This is a genomic window from Bradyrhizobium sp. 31Argb (assembly GCF_043638955.1).
Lineage (GTDB): Bacteria > Pseudomonadota > Alphaproteobacteria > Rhizobiales > Xanthobacteraceae > Bradyrhizobium.
In genome coordinates this window covers 1-17,262 of record NZ_JBEGDB010000169.1, presented here as the reverse complement: position 1 = coordinate 17,262, position 17,262 = coordinate 1, and the positions used below count along the sequence as shown (strand labels likewise).

15 protein-coding genes and 1 pseudogene are annotated in these 17,262 nt (G+C 63.2%); 7 read left to right on the top strand and 9 right to left on the bottom strand.

Features of this window, described 5'->3' with window-relative positions; translation table 11 throughout:
- Positions 1-109: 109 nt before the first annotated feature.
- From AAFX91_RS27070 to AAFX91_RS27035, 8 genes are read right to left on the bottom strand one after another with little or no spacing between them, the layout of a single operon-like run.
- Entirely contained in the window at positions 110-1,408 is a 1,299-nt protein-coding gene (locus AAFX91_RS27070) for an MSMEG_0569 family flavin-dependent oxidoreductase (RefSeq protein ID WP_394568678.1), read from the bottom strand.
- A gap of 9 nt (positions 1,409-1,417) precedes the next feature.
- Positions 1,418-1,705: an MSMEG_0570 family nitrogen starvation response protein gene (locus AAFX91_RS27065; RefSeq protein ID WP_130582578.1), complete on the bottom strand. Its 288-nt coding sequence runs from the start codon at positions 1,703-1,705 to the stop codon at positions 1,418-1,420.
- Positions 1,698-2,864, bottom strand: coding sequence for an MSMEG_0565 family glycosyltransferase (locus tag AAFX91_RS27060; protein ID WP_394568677.1), 1,167 nt, complete (start codon positions 2,862-2,864; stop codon positions 1,698-1,700). Before AAFX91_RS27060 ends, AAFX91_RS27065 begins: the two co-directional genes overlap by 8 nt.
- Entirely contained in the window at positions 2,861-3,856 is a 996-nt protein-coding gene (locus AAFX91_RS27055) for a sll0787 family AIR synthase-like protein (RefSeq protein ID WP_394568676.1), read from the bottom strand. The genes AAFX91_RS27060 and AAFX91_RS27055 overlap by 4 nt, the downstream gene beginning before the upstream one ends.
- A gap of 2 nt (positions 3,857-3,858) precedes the next feature.
- Positions 3,859-4,407, bottom strand: a complete 549-nt coding sequence (locus AAFX91_RS27050; protein ID WP_394568675.1) for an MSMEG_0567/Sll0786 family nitrogen starvation N-acetyltransferase — start codon at positions 4,405-4,407, stop codon at positions 3,859-3,861.
- Positions 4,404-5,540, bottom strand: a complete 1,137-nt coding sequence (locus AAFX91_RS27045; RefSeq protein WP_394568674.1) for an MSMEG_0568 family radical SAM protein — start codon at positions 5,538-5,540, stop codon at positions 4,404-4,406. The genes AAFX91_RS27050 and AAFX91_RS27045 overlap by 4 nt, the downstream gene beginning before the upstream one ends.
- Complete coding sequence (locus tag AAFX91_RS27040) at positions 5,449-6,510, bottom strand: Nit6803 family nitrilase (RefSeq protein WP_394568673.1); 1,062 nt, start codon at positions 6,508-6,510, stop codon at positions 5,449-5,451. Before AAFX91_RS27040 ends, AAFX91_RS27045 begins: the two co-directional genes overlap by 92 nt.
- 34 nt (positions 6,511-6,544) lie before the next feature.
- Positions 6,545-7,027: an MSMEG_0572/Sll0783 family nitrogen starvation response protein gene (locus AAFX91_RS27035; protein ID WP_130582573.1), complete on the bottom strand. Its 483-nt coding sequence runs from the start codon at positions 7,025-7,027 to the stop codon at positions 6,545-6,547.
- A gap of 328 nt (positions 7,028-7,355) precedes the next feature.
- Here AAFX91_RS27035 and AAFX91_RS27030 point away from each other — a divergent pair, with 328 nt between their 5' ends.
- Positions 7,356-8,744 (top strand): PLP-dependent aminotransferase family protein, encoded by a 1,389-nt coding sequence (locus AAFX91_RS27030; RefSeq protein ID WP_394568672.1) that lies wholly within the window; start codon positions 7,356-7,358, stop codon positions 8,742-8,744.
- Between the two features lie 449 nt (positions 8,745-9,193).
- On the opposite strand, the gene AAFX91_RS27025 is transcribed toward AAFX91_RS27030, so the two are convergent.
- The gene (locus AAFX91_RS27025) at positions 9,194-9,370 is read right to left on the bottom strand and encodes a hypothetical protein (RefSeq protein WP_394568680.1); all 177 of its coding nucleotides are present in this window, start codon (positions 9,368-9,370) and stop codon (positions 9,194-9,196) included.
- On the opposite strand from AAFX91_RS27025, the gene AAFX91_RS27020 reads away from it, so the two are divergent.
- The 6 genes and pseudogenes from AAFX91_RS27020 to AAFX91_RS26995 all read left to right on the top strand — a co-directional run.
- A complete protein-coding gene (locus tag AAFX91_RS27020) occupies positions 9,306-9,800 on the top strand; it encodes a DUF305 domain-containing protein (RefSeq protein ID WP_394568679.1) in 495 nt (164 codons plus the stop codon). The two genes, AAFX91_RS27025 and AAFX91_RS27020, sit on opposite strands and share 65 nt — an antisense overlap.
- 200 nt (positions 9,801-10,000) lie before the next feature.
- Positions 10,001-13,189 (top strand): efflux RND transporter permease subunit, encoded by a 3,189-nt coding sequence (locus AAFX91_RS27015; protein ID WP_394568671.1) that lies wholly within the window; start codon positions 10,001-10,003, stop codon positions 13,187-13,189.
- Positions 13,186-14,448, top strand: coding sequence for an efflux RND transporter periplasmic adaptor subunit (locus AAFX91_RS27010; protein ID WP_130577040.1), 1,263 nt, complete (start codon positions 13,186-13,188; stop codon positions 14,446-14,448). The genes AAFX91_RS27015 and AAFX91_RS27010 overlap by 4 nt, the downstream gene beginning before the upstream one ends.
- A gap of 250 nt (positions 14,449-14,698) precedes the next feature.
- Positions 14,699-15,376: a response regulator transcription factor gene (locus AAFX91_RS27005; protein ID WP_130577041.1), complete on the top strand. Its 678-nt coding sequence runs from the start codon at positions 14,699-14,701 to the stop codon at positions 15,374-15,376.
- Between the two features lie 22 nt (positions 15,377-15,398).
- The gene (locus tag AAFX91_RS27000) at positions 15,399-16,841 is read left to right on the top strand and encodes an ATP-binding protein (RefSeq protein ID WP_394568670.1); all 1,443 of its coding nucleotides are present in this window, start codon (positions 15,399-15,401) and stop codon (positions 16,839-16,841) included.
- A 46-nt stretch (positions 16,842-16,887) separates the two neighbouring features.
- Positions 16,888-17,205: pseudogene (locus tag AAFX91_RS26995) on the top strand (epoxide hydrolase N-terminal domain-containing protein); the annotation flags it as partial.
- Between the last annotated feature and the right edge of the window lie 57 nt (positions 17,206-17,262).

Below are 17,262 nucleotides of genomic sequence, written 5' to 3'. Positions count from 1 at the left end.
CCGGACATATGGATGCAGCGATCCGATCACCTCAAAAGCTCTTGTGCCACGGGGGCCGTCCACATATGGGTCCCTGCTTTCGCAGGAACGACGTCGGTGTGATTGGCGCTTAACCCGCCGCATCAAGCGCAAGCATGCGTCCGTCTGCGCGAGTTGCATTCTCCTGCACCGCGTTCCGGCGGCCGACGATGTGGTCCGCCACGAACCCGGTGTCGCGTCCGATGCCGATGAACCGGCCCGAACCCCAGGTGTAAAGCCAGGGCAATCCGATCACATAGGCGCCATCGACCGAGGTGATGCCGCGCTTGTGCGTGGGATAACTTGCGCCGTCGAACAGCGGCAAATCGACCCACGACCAGTCCGAACGAAAGCCGGTGGTCCAGATGATGCTGGTGATGCCGACTGCCGCAAGGTCGAGCTCCGTCGGAGTCGTGGCGGGCGACCACACCGGCGCATAGTGCGGCGTCAGCGGCGCATCGATCCCGCCCCTTGCGATGTGGTCGTCGATCAGGCTGCAGATGCCGTTGTAGACGCGATCGGCATTGTCGAGGTTGGTCTTCAGATCGTCGCCGAGCCGCAACGTGGTGCCGCGCGCGTCCTTCAGGCGCCCGTAGAGTTTCATGCCTTCGAGCGCAAACTTGCGCAGGTCGATGTCGCGGCCGCCGTCGCGGCCGGTGAGATAGTGGTTGGCGTTCTTGCGAACCTTTTCCCGCAGTGGATGCTGATCCACCGGCAGATCGTACTGGCCGAGATCATCGAGCCAGTCGACGGCGTCGCGGCCGCGGTAGAAGCGAGGACAGCGCGGCGCACTGCCCACCGCGAGATGAACCTTGCGGCCGGCCAGATGCAGGTCCTCGGCGATCTGGCAGCCGGACTGGCCACTGCCGACGACGAAGATCTCACCCGATGGCAACTGGTCCGGATTGCGGTAGGCGGAAGAATGGATCTGCGTGATGGCCGGGTCCAGCCGCTCCGCGAACTCCGGAATCCTTGGGACGTGATATCCGCTCACCGCGAGCACGACGCTATCAGCGGCGATCTCGCCCGCGGTCGTCTCGAGCAGGAATCTTCCATCTGTCTGCCACAGCCTGACGACCGCAACGCCTTCACGGACCGGCGCCGCGATGTGCTTCGCGAAATCCTCGATATAGGCGACGATCTCCTCACGTAGCATGAAGCCGTGCGGATCGTTGCCGGCATAGGGAAAACCGGGAAGCTGGCACTGCCAGTTCGGCGTCACCAGGCAGAACGCGTCCCAGCGCTGCGTCTTCCAGGAATGGGCGATGCTGTTCTTCTCCAGCACCACGTGGTCGATATCGTGCCGGCTGAGTTGCGCGCTCATCGCAAGGCCAGCCTGTCCGCCGCCGATCACGACGACCGGGTAGTAAGAGTCGAGATCAGACATCATGAACTCCTGTTAGTCTTCGAACGAAACGATGGTGACGGAGGCCCCCGGCGTGGCCTCGAACCGGCTGGCCTTCTCCTCGATCCGGGCAAGCTGGCCGAGGGCGCGCGTGCAGAAGAAGCCGTATTTCTCGCGGACGCGCTCCGCTGCGATCGTCAGCGCAATGCGGCTGCGTTCCCGGAAATCGGCGAGCGGGTAGGTCGTGCCGACAGTGAGGTGGTCCTTGATGACGAGCGACGGCGAGTAGCAGGCTTCGATGCTTTCATCCGGCCAGCGCACATGGAAACGCATTTCAGGCATAGTGCACCTCGCTCATGCGGTGATAGGCCGGAAGGTGCGCCTCGGCGGTGCGGCTCCAATCGTGACGTTCGGCGACGTTACGTCCGTTCGCGGCGAGGCGGGAGCGAAGCGGCTCGGACAGCGCGCTGATGATGGCATTGGCGATCGAGCCTGCATGATGTGGATCGCACCAGGCGACGTCATCGTCGCCGAGATATTCGGTGAAAGGCGGGATATGCGAGACGATCACGGGAACGCCGCTCGCCATCGCTTCAAGCACGACGAGGCCAAAGCCCTCGCGCAGCGACGGAAAGGCCAGGGCATCCGAAAGCCGATAGAGCGATGGCATTTCGGCATCGGCCAGCGGCCCGGTCTCGATCACCGCATTTGCCGGCAGGCCTGCATCCTGCAGTCGCAGCCGAAACTGCTGCTGGTAGGCGCCATGGTCGAGCAGCGAAGCGCCGCCGGCGATCACGAGCTGTGCGGAGCGGTGGACGGCATGGACCTGACAGAAGGCATCGAGGATCGCATGGGTATTCTTGCGCCGCTCGATGCCTCCGATCGCCAGCAGCACCGGTCCCTCGCGAAGGCCGAGCCGGGGGCGCAGTGCGCTATCGATGGGATTGGAGGCGGGCGAGTAGCGGCTGGTGTCGACGGCGTTGCCGACCAAGGTCGACGTGCAGGCCAGTTCGATCCTCAGCCGCTCCTGCCACATCCGGCTGACGACGAAGAGCTGATCGGCGAGAACGATCGAGCGCTGGTCGAGTTGACGCAACCGCACGTCGCGGAAGTCGTCGACATGATGGACGGTGCGGACGTAACCCTGGATCAGCCCGCGCTGCTTCAGCGTCGCCAGCGCATTGCCGGAGATGCCGTCTTGGGCGTGGTAGACATCGAATTGGCGATGTGCGGGATCGTCGAAATGCCGCACATAGTCCGCGATGCGCGTTTCCACCATCGACGTGACGTCATCAGAGACAGCCGACGCCGGCACCGATACGGTCGGCGCGAGACTGGAACGGAAGAAGCCCTTGCCGGTGCGATCGGGCGCATGCACGACGGCGACATGGCCGAGCCTCGTCAGGGCGTCGGCGAGTTCGAGCGCGTGCACCACGCCGCCGCGCGCATTGGTCGAGTGGGTCAGGATCGCGATGCGGAGCCGGGCGGATGAAGCGGTCATGCGACGCTCCGCTGAACGGGAGGCCGGGAGGGGCCGCAGCCGATCAAGGGCTGCCGTTCGAAATCCCACACCGTGGCGCGGTCGGAGCCTGCGCGAATGTCGACCGTGGTTCCGGCCATCACGTCGCCGACAGACGCAGCGGCGATGCCGCGCTGGCGGAAGCGGGCGAGCGCTTCGTCGATATGTTCCGGCTTGACCGACAGCAGGTAGCCGAAGCTCGGAAAGGTCTGCAGCCAGCGTTCGAGCGGAACGCCGTCCGGAATCGGTATCGCGTCGAGATCGAGGGCGAGCGCCACCTGCGAGCACTCGGCGAGCATCGCAGCGGTGCCGACGATACCGCCCTGGCTGATGTCCTTGGCGGCGCACGCAAGCCCGGACTCGGCAAGCGACGGCAGGATCGCGATGTCGCCGCGCAGCCGTTCCGGCGGTGCGTCGGTTGCCGCTTCCCAGTTCGCGAACGGTTCGCGGTATCGGCCGCGCAGATCGATCGCGGCAACGAGCTTGTCGCCTGGCATCGCATCGAAACTCGTGAGCAGCCGGGCGGCGCGGCCGAGGATCGCGACGGCGAACTGGCTCTGGGTGCTGCGGACATTGGTGTGGCCGCCGATGACGGGGACGCCGAACGCCTTCGCCGCTGCCTTCAATCCGGCGAGGATTGGCGCCGCGTTATCCGCGCCGTCGGACCAGATTGCATTGACGATCGCGGTCGGCCGTCCGCCCATCGCCGCGACATCGGAGATGTTGACCATTGCGCCGCACCAGCCGGCGAACCAGGGATCGGCGGCGACGAATTCGTTCATGAAACCTTCGATGGCAAACAGGAGGTAGCCGTCACCATCCGCGATCGCGGCGCAGTCATCGCCGACCGGGATTGCCTGATCGCCCGACAGCTCGAGCGCGGAGGCCACCGCGGCGATGTCGGCCTTGGCGGCGATGCCGCGGCTCTGCCGAAGCCGTTCCGCAAGCAGATCGATGGCGACGCCGGAGAGCATGATCAGGCCGCCAGTTTCGCCAGCGAGAGGAAGCCGGTCTCAGGAGTGCGGAATGGCGGATAGTGATCGAGATCGGCCTCCATGCGGTGATGTGCGCGGCCGTGCAGCTCGAACTCGCCGAGCGATCGCCAGTGCATGTGCTGGAACAGAAGCGCATTCTGGCTCTGCACATTGGCGAGGAAGCGTCGGCAGCCGCGCGCGTGTGCCGACGACACCGCAAGCCGGATCAGGCCAGCGCCGACCGCGCTCAGCCGGCGATAGCTCCTCGCAACTGCGAGCCGCGATCCCCACCAGACATCAGGCTCATGGTCATCAGGGTGAATACGCACGGTGCCGACGACGTCGTCCTCTGCGACACCAAGCAGCGACACCGCCACGAGCGGAATGGCGAAGTCGTCGATCGCATCGCGGTCATCATCGGCGAAGATGTGCTGCTCCTCGCAAAACACCCGGCGGCGGAGCGCAGCGGCCGCAGCCTTCTCCCAGGCTTCGGTTGCGAACTTCACCTGGAATTCCGGCGCAATGAACGGCTTGAAGGATTCGAAGATCATGCGATGGCCCTCCGTTCGTAGGTCGATAGCGCCGAGCAGGCGCCGCACTTGCCGCAGCCCGCCTTGATGTCGGAAGCCCGCAAGTTCCCGGCCAGGAGCATGTCCGCAAGCGGACGCAGGATGTCGTGCATGAACGAAGGAGGTGGTGTCGGATGGCTCTCCAATGGAGTGCCGGCGATCGGCACGAAGGGAACGACGAATGGATAGACGCCGATGTCGATCAGTCGCTGCGAGGTGGCGAGAATTTTGGCGGGGCTGTCGCCGAGACCGGCGAGGATATAGGTCGAGACCTGGCCGCAGCCGAACACCGGCACCGCCGCCGCGAAGGCTTCGAAATAGTCGTCGATGGAGACCTGGGCCTTGCCCGGCATGATCCGTTGCCGCACGTCGGCGCCAATGACCTCCAGATGCATGCCGAGGGCATCGACACCGGCATCCTTCATGCGGCCGAACCAGGCGAAGTCGTCCGGCGGCTCGCATTGCGCCTGGATCGGCAGGTCGACGGCTGCTTTGACGGCCGCGGCGCTCTCGGCAAGGATCGCCGCGCCGCGATCGGAGGTGCGCGGCGTGCCCGTGGTCATCACCATGTGGCGGACGCCGTCGAGTTCGACGGCCGCCTTGGCGACTTCGGCAAGCTGCGCCGGCGTCTTGCGCTCGACCGTGCGGTCGGCCGCGAGCGACTGGCCGATCGCGCAGAACTGGCAGGTCTTGGTGCGGCTCTGATAGCGGATACAGGTCTGCAGCACGGTGGTCGCGAGCACGTCACGCCCATGCAATGTCGCGATCTTGGAATAGGGGATACCGTCGGCGGTGCTGAGCTCGTAGAATTTCGGCCGCAGCGGGAACGAGACGTCGGCGAGTACGATGCCGTCGCGCGAGATGCGGCTGCGGCCGGCGGCATCCGGGCGCTCGACGAGGTACGGGCTCTCGAACGCCGGCGCATTATGGACCGGCACCATCACGGTGGAGCCATCGATGGTGAACGGCGTATGGTCGGAGGGGCCGGCGCCACCCCGGCGGCTGATGCCGCCGTTCCTGGGATCAGCGAGGCGTACTCCGAAGGACTGCAACTCGTTGATCAACTCCTCGGTCGGCATCGCCTTGAGGCGCTCGTGCGGCATCTGCTGTGTCATCGGATACATCTCCCGGAATGGGCATGAGTCGATTGGGGTGAAGGCCGTGCATCGGACGCGCCGGCTGGTCGTTGAGCAGAAGCGACAGGAGTTCGGGGCGGGCATAATGGCCGACCGAGTCCATCATCCGCTTGCGCTTGGTGATCAGCGCCATATCGAGGTCGGCGACCAGAATTCCTTCGCCGCCGGTGAGCGGCGGGACGAGGTGATTGCCTTCCGGCGAGACGATCGCGGTCATACAGCCGCCGCGCAGGCCCTTGCGCAGGCCTTCGTCCGGCGAGATCTTCGCGATCTGCTCCTCGGAGAGCCAGCCGGTAGCGTTGACGACGAAGCATCCGCTTTCGAGCGCATGGTGGCGGATCGTCACTTCGATCTGGTCGGCGAAGATCTGTCCGACCAGCGAGCCCGGAAATTGCGCGGCGTGAATTTCCTCGTGTTGCGCCATCAGCGCGTAGCGGGCGAGGGGATTGTAGTGTTCCCAGCAGGCGAGCGCGCCGACGCGGCCGACGGCGGTATCGACCACCTTCAGTCCGGCGCCATCGCCCTGGCCCCAGATCATGCGCTCGTGGAACGTCGGCGTGATCTTGCGCCGCTTCAGCGCGATCGTGCCGTCCGCGTCGAACACCAGCTGCGCGTTATAGAGGGAGCCGTGGTCGCGCTCGTTGACGCCGAGCACGATCACCATGGCGTGGCGCTTGGCGGCTTGCGCGATGGCGTCGGTCACAGGACCCGGCACGACGACGGCGTTGTCGTAGAGCTGGATGTGTTCGGCCCCGCTCAGGACCGGCGGGCGGACGAAGGAAAAATACGGATACCAGGGAACCAGCGTCTCTGGAAACACGGCGAACTGGACGCCCTTGCCGGCCGCTTCCGCAATGGCCGCAAGGATCCGATCGACGGTTCCGCTCGGCGTCTCCAGATCGGGTGCGATCTGGACGGCTGCAGCCTTGACGATGCGTTTCGCTGTCACTGTCTCCTCCCTCGTCCGCTCGCGCAGGTTCGGCTCAGAGCGTCCAGGTGTGGAGCATGAAGGCGTTGTCGTTGCGGTGGATCAGGATCAGATCCAGCACGTCGAGCGGATTGATCGGCCGGATGCCCGGGATCAGCGACGGCTCGCCATGGCCGTACAGCGCCTGCAAGGCGAAGCGGCAGGCGTAGACGTTGCCGCCTTCGTCCATGAATTTTGCGAGCTGGTTGTTGAAGTTCTGGGCGCCGGGAAACGCTTCGTCGCCGATCTTCGGAAAGCCGCGCTGGACGCCGAGCGTGACGCCCGGACCATAGAGCAGGATCGAGGTGTCAAAGCCCTTTCGCTTCAACCGAAGCGCCTGAAGGATGTTGACGAGACCGATCGAGCCTTCGAACGCGACAGTGTGGAACGTCACCAGCGCCTTCTCGCCGGGCTTGGCTTTGACGTCCTCGAAAACCTTCTCCTCATAATCGACAAGAAAATCGCCTTTCTGGCGAGCGGGCATCGTTACTGCGGGCATTGTGCACCTCCTGCTCTCGTCCGGCCTCCCGGATCGATTTCAGGATTTGCAATCGATGTGCCAAATGCCTGTTTGCACGATAAATCATCAAAGCAGTCAATATACAGTCATGTATACAGTCAATCTTGACTGGATATCTGACGGGACTGTAGGGATTGTTTCTCTGCCGTCAGAAAAAGCTGCCTCTCAGCACTGTGCAACGCGCTCGATTGTTATGCAGGCGCCTTCGTCGTGTGCCGCAGAAAGAATGGCAGTGCTTCGGACCTAATTGCGAGATGACGTACAACAATATACGGTCAATTTTGAATTCATGTGCTAAATCTCGCAAATGACCGACTGGCGACCCGACCTCTCCAACAGTGACAAGCCGCGCTATCTCGCGATTGCCGACGCCATCGCCGATGATATCGCCGCCGGAAAACTTGTCATCGGCGACCGATTGCCGCCGCAGCGCAAACTGGCCAAGCGCCTCGACATCGACTTCACGACGGTGGCGCGCGGTTATGTCGAGGCGCAGAAGCGCGGGCTGATCGAATCCAAGGTCGGGCAGGGAACTTTCGTCCGCGACAAGCCGCGCCCGCGGCGTTCGGCGCAGGCCTTTCCGCCGCGGCCGGTTGACCTCTCGATGAACCTGCCGCCCGAGCCTGATGACCTCGACTTGATCGCCAGGATGCAGGCGGGGGCGGACTACATCATACGCGATGTCGTCTCGCTGTTGCGCTACCAGGGTTTCGGCGGCACCCAGGCCGACAAGGATGCGGCGTCGAGTTGGCTCGGCCGGCGCGCGCTGGTGCCGGCGCAGAGCCGTATCTTCGTGTCGCCTGGCGCGCACCCGGCGTTGCTTGGCATTCTCTCGATCCTCGCAAAGCCCGGCGAGGTCGTGCTGTGCGAGGCCATCACCTATCCGGGGATACGCGCGATCGCCGCGCAACTCGGCATCACGCTGGTCGGCTTGCCGATGGACGACGACGGTGTCGAGCCGCAGGCCTTGACCGATGCGTGCAAGAAGCTGAAGCCGAAGGCGATCTATCTCAATCCGACGCTGCAGAATCCGACGACGCTGACGATTCCAGACTCTCGACGGCGCGACATCGTCGCAATCGCGCGGCGCTACAAGTTGCCGATCGTCGAGGACGATGCCTATGGCTTCATCCCCGAACACGGTCACGGCCACGCGCCGTTTGCCGCGATTGCGCCCGATCTCACCTGGCATGTCGCGGGCCTTGCAAAATGCATCGGCGCGGGACTACGCGCGGCCTATGTCGTGGTCCCCGATACGCGTTCGGCCTGGCCGTTCGCCTCCGCGCTTCGTGCAGCAACAGTCATGGCCTCGCCGCTCACGGTGTCGCTGGTGACGCGCTGGATCGAGGACGGCACCGCAGACACAATCCTGCGGTTCATCCGCACGGAGACGTCGGCGCGGCAGAGGCTAGCAGCGGAGATATTGCCGAAAGGCTCCTATCGCGGGGACCTGCTCAGCTTCAACATCTGGGTCCCACTACCCGCGCCATGGACGCGCTCGGCATTCGTCGAGCACATGCGATCGACCGGCATCGGTGTCGTCGCAAGCGATGCATTCGTCGTCAACGGATCGCCGCCCGAGGCAGTCAGGATATGCCTCGGCGGCCCCGTCAATCGAGCGCAGGTCAGGAGCGCGCTGGAGTATACCGCGCATGCGCTCGCAGAGAGCCCGGCTCTGGCATCGTCTTTTCTCTGACGTCGTTGAAATCAACGCAACAAATCTGCCGCGCATGGCCTGAAACGACAGGCGCTGCGATGTGCGATCGTCCGGTCAGCCAGTTCTGACGCATAGGAAGACGGACGCTCGTCATCACAGCGCGAGGGTCCGCAGTCACAATTGAATGAACAGATCAGCCTTCTGCGCATAGCTCGATCAAGAGTTGGCTCGCGCGATTTTCGACGCGGCCTCATCGCGTGAGGAGAAAAGCCCTGGCCGGCTCACCGGATCTTGAGTGCTGCGATCCGCTTCATCACCGAATGTTGGCTGATCGTAGCAGCTTGTTGATGCCAAACACGTCGATCCGACATCCAATCGGCGCCGTCGATACCTAAATCGTTTTTTAGTTGAGAATGGGATGTTCGACCGCCACCTTTGAGAGGCGTCGGCGACGCGACGTCTTTGGGCTTGTTCGGGCGGACTACCCACTAGAGGTATTCGGAAACGGAAGAGGTCGGGCCGTGGGTCGCTCCACGCAGCGGCAGATTTTGCTTGGAGGTATGGATGATTGTGCTGTCACGTTCTTTCGTTCGCAAACGCGTGATCTCAATTGCGACGACAGCCTCGGTCGCGGCGACGTCGTTCGTCTTGGCCCAGAATCCCACCAGGGCGTATCACGTTCGCGGGGCGGTACAATATGTGGCCGATCGCCCAGACTATGCCGGCGAGCAGCCCTTCCTTTCGGAAAACGATGCCGCCATGAACAAGATGATGGCGGACATGACGATCAAGCCGACCGGCGATGTCGACCGTGATTTCGTCGCCATGATGGTCCCGCACCATCAAGGCGCGATCGATATGGCGAAGGCCGTCCTTCGCTACGGCCATAACGAGCAGCTTCGCCGTCTCGCGCAGGAAATCGTCGTAACTCAGCAGCAGGAGATCGCGGCGATGCGGCTTGCGGTTGGCCAGGAGTTGCCGCCGTCGGTTGCGGCGCCGACACAGCCAGGTACTGCGCCTGCGCCACTGCCGGATACGATGCCTGCCATGCACTCACCGGACGCGATGTCTAACCATACAATGCATATGCAATAGGGGATGGAGACAATGAGGATATCGGCTCTTGCATCTCGCCGGAGTATGGGGCGTGGCGAAGACAAAATTCAGCGACGTTACGTGGTGATCGCGGAGGGCGTTCCGGAAAAGCCCGGTCACGTCGTGCAGGTGCAATTGAAATAGGCGCGCTGCCGGGTTGCGTAAGGACCAGCAGGGCGGCGCGCGGTTAAGGACCGATTATGGGTATCGTTCGCTTCGCTCTGCGGTTTCCACATACATTCTATGTGGTCGCTGCGCTGATCCTGTTTCTGGGTGCCGTCGTCAGCTACAAGATGCCGACGGACATCTTTCCGGAAATCAACATCCCCGTGGTGACGGTGATCTGGAGCTACACCGGGCTGAGCACGCCCGAGATGGAGCAGCGCGTCACCACCTACAGCCAGTATTCGATCAGCTCCAACGTCAACGGCATCCGAAACATCGAAGCCCAGACCATGGCGGGGCTGTCGGTGCAGAAGATCTACTTCCAGCCCGACGTCAATCTCGACCTCGCGATTTCCCAGATTGTAGCCGCGACCAACTCGATCCGTGCGTTGATGCCGCCGGGGATCCAGCCGCCGGTGGTGGTGCAGTTCAATGCCTCAAGCGTTCCGGTGCTGCAGATCAGCCTGAGTTCCGACACGCTCAGTGAGCAGCAGCTCTACGACTACGGCATCTATCGTATCCGTCAGCAATTGGCGCCGATCCCCGGCATCACGCTGCCGACGCCGGCGGGCGGCAAGTACCGCCAGATCATGGTCGATATCGATCCGGAAAAGCTGCTCGCCAAGGGATTGACGCCGCTCGACGTGGTGAACGCCGTCAACACCCAGAACCTGACATTGCCGGCAGGCACGGCGAAGTTCGGCAAGACGCAATATGCCATCCGCACCAATGCGACGCCGCCGAGCATCGACGACCTCAACAACATTCCGATCAAGGTGGTGAACGGCGCGACGGTGTTCGTCAAGGATGTCGGACAGGTGCATGACGGTTGGCTGGTGCAGCAGAATGTCGTGCGGCAGAATGGCCGGCGCTCGGTGCTGCTCAGCATCATCAAGAACGGCAATGCCTCCACGCTCTCCGTGGTCAATGCCGTGCACCAGGCGTTGCAGACCGCGCGCGCCGCGGCACCTCAGGGTATGCAGATCAATGAACTGTTCGATCAGTCGGTGTTCGTGAAGGAGTCGGTCACGGGCGTGCTGCGCGAGGGCGCGATCGCCGCGGCGCTGACGGCGCTGATGATCCTGCTGTTCCTTGGATCGTGGCGCTCGACCGTGGTGGTCATGATCTCGATCCCGCTCTTGATCCTGGCTTCGCTGATCGTGCTTTATTTCCTCGGCGAAACCTTGAACACGATGACGCTCGGCGGACTGGCGCTCGCGGTCGGCATTCTCGTGGACGACTCGACGGTTACGATCGAGAACACCCATCGGCTGCTTACCGAGGAGGGGATGCCGCTGCCGCAGGCGACGCTGCACGGCGCCGCAGGCATTGCCGTGCCGACCTTGGTCTCGACGCTTGCGATTAGCTGCGTCTTCACCTCCGTGGTGTTCCTGGATGGGCCGGCAAAGTACCTGTTCACGCCGCTCGGGCTTGCCGTCGTGTTTGCGATGCTGGCGTCCTACGGGCTTTCCCGAACGCTGACGCCGATCGTGATCGGCCTTCTGCTTAAGGGCGAACATCACGGCGAGCCGGGGGCGGTTACGGCCGGCTTGTTCGCCCGCTTCCATGCCGCGTTCGAACGCGGCTTTGAGGCCATACGCCATGCCTATTCGCGCTGGCTTACCGGATTGCTGGAGCATCGCTTCATCATCCCGATCGGCATGGGACTTGTCTTGCTGCTGGGCGGCGCGATGTTTCCGATGGTCGGCCGCGACTTCTTTCCGGCGATCGATGGCGGACAGATCCAACTTCATGTCCGTGCGCCGGCCGGGACCAGGATCGAGGGGACGGAACGTATCTTTCAGCAGGTCGAGAACAAGATCCGCGAAGTCATTCCGGCCGATCAGCGCGAGCTGATCGTCGATAATATCGGACTGCCGGCACGGCCGTATAATCTCGCCTTCAGCGACGGCTCGACCATCGGCGTCAATGACGGCGTGATCCTGGTGGCGCTCAAGGAGGGCCACGCGCCGACCGCCGACTATGTGCGTAAGCTGCGCGAGGAGTTGCCCAAGGCCTTCCCGGAGGACACGTTCTACTTCCAGGCGGCGGATATCGTGACGCAGATCCTCAATTTCGGACTGCCGGCGCAGATCGACGTCCGCACGGTCGGCTACGACAAGGACAATAATCTGCGTGTCGCACAGGAACTGCGGCAGCGTCTCGCCGATATCCCCGGCGTGGTGGATGCGCATCTGCAGCAGGAAGTGAACGCGCCCGCGTTCTATGCCGATATCGATCGCACCCGCGCGGCCCAACTCGGCCTGAACGCCAACACGATCGCTACCAATCTCAATGTCAGCCTGAGTTCGTCCGAGCAGGTGCAGCCGAACTTCTGGACCGACCCCAGTTCCGGCATTCCATACTACTTTGCAGTACAGACGCCCGAGAGCAGGATTTCGTCCGTCAGCGATCTCGGCAACACGCCGGTTTCGACGTCGCTGGCGTCGCTGACCGACACACCCGTGCCCGGCCTGCTCAGCAACGTCGCCACGTTCAGACGCGGCAGCGTCCCGACCAACGCCAACCAGGCCAATATTCAGCCGGTCTACGAGATCTATGCCAGCACGCAAGGCCGTGACCTCGGCAGCGTCGCGAGCCAGATCAGCCATATTGTCGGGGATCTGCAGAAGCAGCTCAAGCCCGGCAATTCGATCCAGGTGATCGGCCAGATCGACAGCATGAACAGCTCGTTCATCAATCTCGGCATCGGCCTGCTGTTTGCCGCGGTCTTTGTCTACATGCTGATGGTGGTGAACTATCAGAACTTCGGTGATCCCTTCGTCGTCATCCTGGCCTTGCCCGCGACGCTCTGCGGCATCCTCACCATGCTGTTCGTGACCAGCACGACCTTGAACGTGCCGTCGCTGATGGGAGCGATCATGGCGGTGGGTGTGGCGTCAGCCAACTCGATCCTGCTGGTGACTTTCGCCCGCGAGCAGCAGCTCGCCGGAAAGACTGCCTTCGAGGCCGCGATCGAGGCCGGGCATACCAGAATCCGGCCGGTGCTGATGACCGCGGCCGCAATGATCGTGGGCATGATCCCGATGGCGATCGGAGCCGCCGGCGAAGAGCAGAATGCCGCGCTTGCGCGCGCGGTGATCGGCGGCTTGCTGTTTGCGACGCCGACGACGTTGCTGGTGGTGCCCTATCTGTTTGCCATGCTGCGCAAGGGTAACGACGGCAAGAAACATCATGGCGTTTTCGACGAGGTGCTGGAATGAATTTCAATCGGCCTTTGAAGGTTGAGCCGACGCCCGAAGTGGATCGTGAGCGCGATCCGGCGCCGGTGCGGCATGGCCGTTCGAGGCGCTGGATTGGCCGGACTGCGGGCGTGGCCCTGGGGCTGATCGGGGCGGCCGCGCTGGCGTCCGGAGCCTGGAGCCACTACGCACAGTACCGCCAGACTATGGCCACCGCCGAGCAACGTCGCGATCTCGTCCCGGGCGTTCGTGTGGCGACCGTCGAGCCCAGCGACGGGATCGACGTCGTGAACCTGCCGGCAACCACCTCGGCTTTTGCCTCCGCCAACATCTTCGCGCGCGCCAGCGGCTATATCGCCAAGCGCGAGGTTGATATCGGTGATCATGTCAAGGAAGGGCAATTGCTGGCGGAGATCGTTGCGCCGGAACTCGACCATCAAATCGCGCAGGCCGAGGCGACGCTCGGGCAGCTCAGGTCGGCGCTGCAGCAGGCGCAGGCCAACAGGGAACTGGCCAAGGTGACGTGGGACCGCGATAAGCCGCTGGTGGAGAAGGGCTGGCTCACCGCGCAGCAGGGAACGATCGACTCCCAGACGTTGAAGGCGCAGGAGGCCGCGGTCTCGGTCGCGCAGGCCAATGTGGTCGCTGAGGAAGCGCAGGTGCAAGTGTTGCATCAGCAGAAGATCTACCAGCACGTCGTTGCCCCGTTTGACGGGGTGATCACCCAGCGCAATGTCGATGTCGGCAGCCTGCTGCAGGCGGATGCGACCAGCGGCACGTTCATGTTCACGATCATGCAGAGCAATGTCATCCGTACCCAGGTGTTTGTTCCGCAGGATGCGGCGTTCGGAGTGCGTGCGGGGATCGATGCCATCGTGCACGTTCCGGAACTGCCCGACCGCACCTTCCCCGGCAAGGTGACGCGGATCGCCGATGCGCTGCAACCGGGTTCGCGAACGCTGTTGACCGAGATCGATATCCCGAACCCGGACGGTGCCCTTACGCCCGGCATCTACTGCACGATTGAACTGCGCATCCCGCGCAAGACGCCGAGCTTCAAAGTGTCTGCGGATGCGATCATCTTCAATCAAGGCGGCCTGCAGGTCGCCGTGGTCGAGAACGGGGTGGTGCACCTGCACAAGGTCAATGTCGTGCGTGACCTCGGCCAGCAAGTGGAGATCAACAGCGGTGTCAAGGCGGGCGACAGAGTGATCCTCAATCCGTCGGTCGACCTGGCCGACGGCAACCGCGTGACTCTCAGGACCCAGGCTGTTTCCTGATATCGCTCCACCGGTCCGCCCGGATCGGCAGCAAAATCCCTCCCTAAAATGCAATTTAATGGCGTGGTTCCGCCGCCAAGCCTATGTTGGTTGAAGAGCGGCCCCACCGCGCTTGCCCTCCAGGGCGGTGACCAGGCGGCCGCTGAGCGGGCGCACTCCCTGACTTGAAGTGGGCTGGCGGCGTCGCCCGGTTCCTGGCGGCCCGGTTGGCAGTTGGGCCTCCGGCATGGTGGTTGTCGAGAACGGATTGATGACGAAAGTGCTCTTGATCGAAGATGACGGCGAGACCGCCGAGGAGATCACGGCCGAACTCGCCGAACGCGGGTTCGAGGTCGAATGGTCGGCCAATGGTCGAGAAGGCCTCGACAAGGCGCGCAACCTGAGGCCTGATGCCATGATTGTCGACCGCCTGTTGCCCGGAATGGATGGGCTCAGCGTGATCGAGACCTTGCGGAAGGAGCAGGTTCGCACGCCGGTGCTGGTGCTAAGTGCGCTCGGCGCGGTGGATGACCGTGTGCGAGGCCTGCGCATGGGCGGCGATGATTATCTCACCAAGCCTTTCGCGGTCGTGGAACTGATCGCCCGGATAGAGGCGCTGCTGCGCCGGCCGATGGAATCGCGCGAGACGTTGCTGCGCGTGGGGCAGCTCGAACTCGACCTGATCGAGCGTAGCGCCAAGCGCGGCGAGCGGGTGATCGATCTGTTGCCGCGCGAATTTCGCCTGCTCGAATACATGATGCGGCGCAGCGACCAGTTGCTGACGCGCGCCATGCTGCTTGAAGAAGTCTGGAACTACAAATTCGTCCCGGCGACAAACCTGGTCGACGTGCATATGGGCCGCTTGCGCCACAAGGTGGACGGGCCGGACGAGACTCCGATGATCCAGAATGTCCGAGGTGCCGGCTTCATTCTTCGTGCGGCCTCCTGAGATATTGCGCGGGCTCCGATCGATGGCCGTTGACGTCATGCAGAGACATCCGAACGCGATGGGCCAGTGGCAATTCATTCGGTCGAACAGCTTTCGCTGGGCACTTGCGGTGGCCGGCGTCCTTGCCGTCTTCATGATCGCGCTGTTCGGTTTCATCTATGTGAAGATCGACAATTATCTGATCGAGCGGACCGACCGCATGCTCAGCCGTCAGATCGCCTTCATGGCGACGCTGCCGATGGAGCGCCAGCTCAACGCGATCGAAGATCATCTGCGGCAGGATTCGCGCGGCGTTCAGTTTGCAGGGGTGTTTGGATCGGACGGGCGGAGGTTGGCCGGCAACATGGAGCGTCTTCCGGCCGGTCTCAAGATCGACGCCCCGGCGCAGAGCGTCACGGCGGCGAAGGTGGACCCGCCGAATCACGATCACTCAGTTCGCGCCATCGCAAAGCGCATGCCAAACGGCAACGTCCTGGTGATTGCACGCAATGTCGATGAGACCAAGGAAATCTCCCATGTCGTCGGCGAAGCGCTCGCGTTCGGATTGTTGCCGGCATTCATCATCTGTCTTCTGGCCGGTGCCTGGCTGAGCGTGCGGGCGCAGCGGCAGGTCGAGGAGGTCAACCAGCGCGTTCAGCGCATTATCGCGGGCGATCTGCGTGAACGGCTGCCATATAGCGAGGGCAGCGAGCCGTTCTCGAAGCTCGCGGTCATCGTCAACGGCATGTTCGGCGAGATGGAAACGATGATCAACGCGCTGGCCGGCGTCGGCAACGATATCGCCCACGATCTCAGGACGCCGCTGACGCGCGCAAGACTGACGCTCGAGCGCGGCCGCACCCATGCAACGTCGCTGGAGCAGCTTCAGACGGTCGCGGACAAGGCGATCGCAGGGATCGATCAGTCGCTGACGATCATCACCGCACTGTTGCGGCTTGCCGAGATCGAGAACAGCCGGCGGTCGGCCGGCTTCGGCATCGTGCCGCTGCATGAGATGTTGCGGGAGGTCTGCGACATCTACGAGCCGATCGCGGAGAACAAGAATATCGCGCTGACTGTCCACGCCGAGCACGAGCTCAACGTACGCGGCGACCGGGACCTGTTGATCGAGGCCGTCACCAATCTCGTCGACAACGCCATCAAGTTCACGCCGGAAGGCGGCAAGGTCGACATCGAACTGTTGCGCAACGCCAATGAAACCGTGATCCGCATTGTCGATACCGGCAGCGGGATCACGGCAGAGGAGCGCGACGCGGTGCTGCGACGGTTCTATCGGTCCGACAAGATGCGCAACACGCCTGGCGTCGGCCTCGGCCTCAATCTGGTGGCTGCGATCGTCAAGCTGCACGGCTTCCGGCTGACCATTCATCCCGGCGCGGGATGCCGCGTCGAGATCGCCTGCCCGGATCCCGAAGCGCAATCGCCGAGGGGAGGGCCGCTGCCTGTCCGTGCGACTTGCGTATAGCCTGCTTTTCCTCCGATATTGAGCGTGTCGTTTGGAGGAGCAGGCCATGAGCACAGCGATACAACCCTATCGGATATCGGTCGGTGACGATGTGCTCGAGGATCTCAAATCAAGATTGCGCCGGACGCGGTGGCCCGAGGCCGAGCTGGTCGAAGACTGGAGCCAGGGCGCTCCGCTGAACTGGATCCAGGAGGTCTGCCGCTACTGGGCCGACGAATATGACTGGCGCAGCCGCGAAGCGCGCCTCAATCGCTTTGCGCAGTTCACGACAGAGATCGACGGGCTCGGCATCCATTTCCTGCACGTCCGCTCGCCGCATGCGAACGCGTTGCCGCTGATCATCAGTGAGCGTCATCCGGCGACCACGCACTGAGGGCTGATCTGGTCGGCTAGGAAGATCTCGTGGATTGTTTCGTCACGA

Coding starts and splice junctions, on each gene's coding strand:
- AAFX91_RS27055 (WP_394568676.1), bottom strand. CDS start 3,856: ATGCTCTCCGGCGTCGCCATCGATCTGCTTGCGGAACGGCTTCGGCAG.
- AAFX91_RS27050 (WP_394568675.1), bottom strand. CDS start 4,407: ATGATCTTCGAATCCTTCAAGCCGTTCATTGCGCCGGAATTCCAGGTG.
- AAFX91_RS27060 (WP_394568677.1), bottom strand. CDS start 2,864: ATGACCGCTTCATCCGCCCGGCTCCGCATCGCGATCCTGACCCACTCG.
- AAFX91_RS27015 (WP_394568671.1), top strand. CDS start 10,001: ATGGGTATCGTTCGCTTCGCTCTGCGGTTTCCACATACATTCTATGTG.
- AAFX91_RS27045 (WP_394568674.1), bottom strand. CDS start 5,540: ATGACACAGCAGATGCCGCACGAGCGCCTCAAGGCGATGCCGACCGAG.
- AAFX91_RS27035 (WP_130582573.1), bottom strand. CDS start 7,027: ATGCCCGCAGTAACGATGCCCGCTCGCCAGAAAGGCGATTTTCTTGTC.
- AAFX91_RS27005 (WP_130577041.1), top strand. CDS start 14,699: ATGACGAAAGTGCTCTTGATCGAAGATGACGGCGAGACCGCCGAGGAG.
- AAFX91_RS27065 (WP_130582578.1), bottom strand. CDS start 1,705: ATGCCTGAAATGCGTTTCCATGTGCGCTGGCCGGATGAAAGCATCGAA.
- AAFX91_RS27010 (WP_130577040.1), top strand. CDS start 13,186: ATGAATTTCAATCGGCCTTTGAAGGTTGAGCCGACGCCCGAAGTGGAT.
- AAFX91_RS27030 (WP_394568672.1), top strand. CDS start 7,356: ATGACCGACTGGCGACCCGACCTCTCCAACAGTGACAAGCCGCGCTAT.
- AAFX91_RS27070 (WP_394568678.1), bottom strand. CDS start 1,408: ATGATGTCTGATCTCGACTCTTACTACCCGGTCGTCGTGATCGGCGGC.
- AAFX91_RS27000 (WP_394568670.1), top strand. CDS start 15,399: ATGGCCGTTGACGTCATGCAGAGACATCCGAACGCGATGGGCCAGTGG.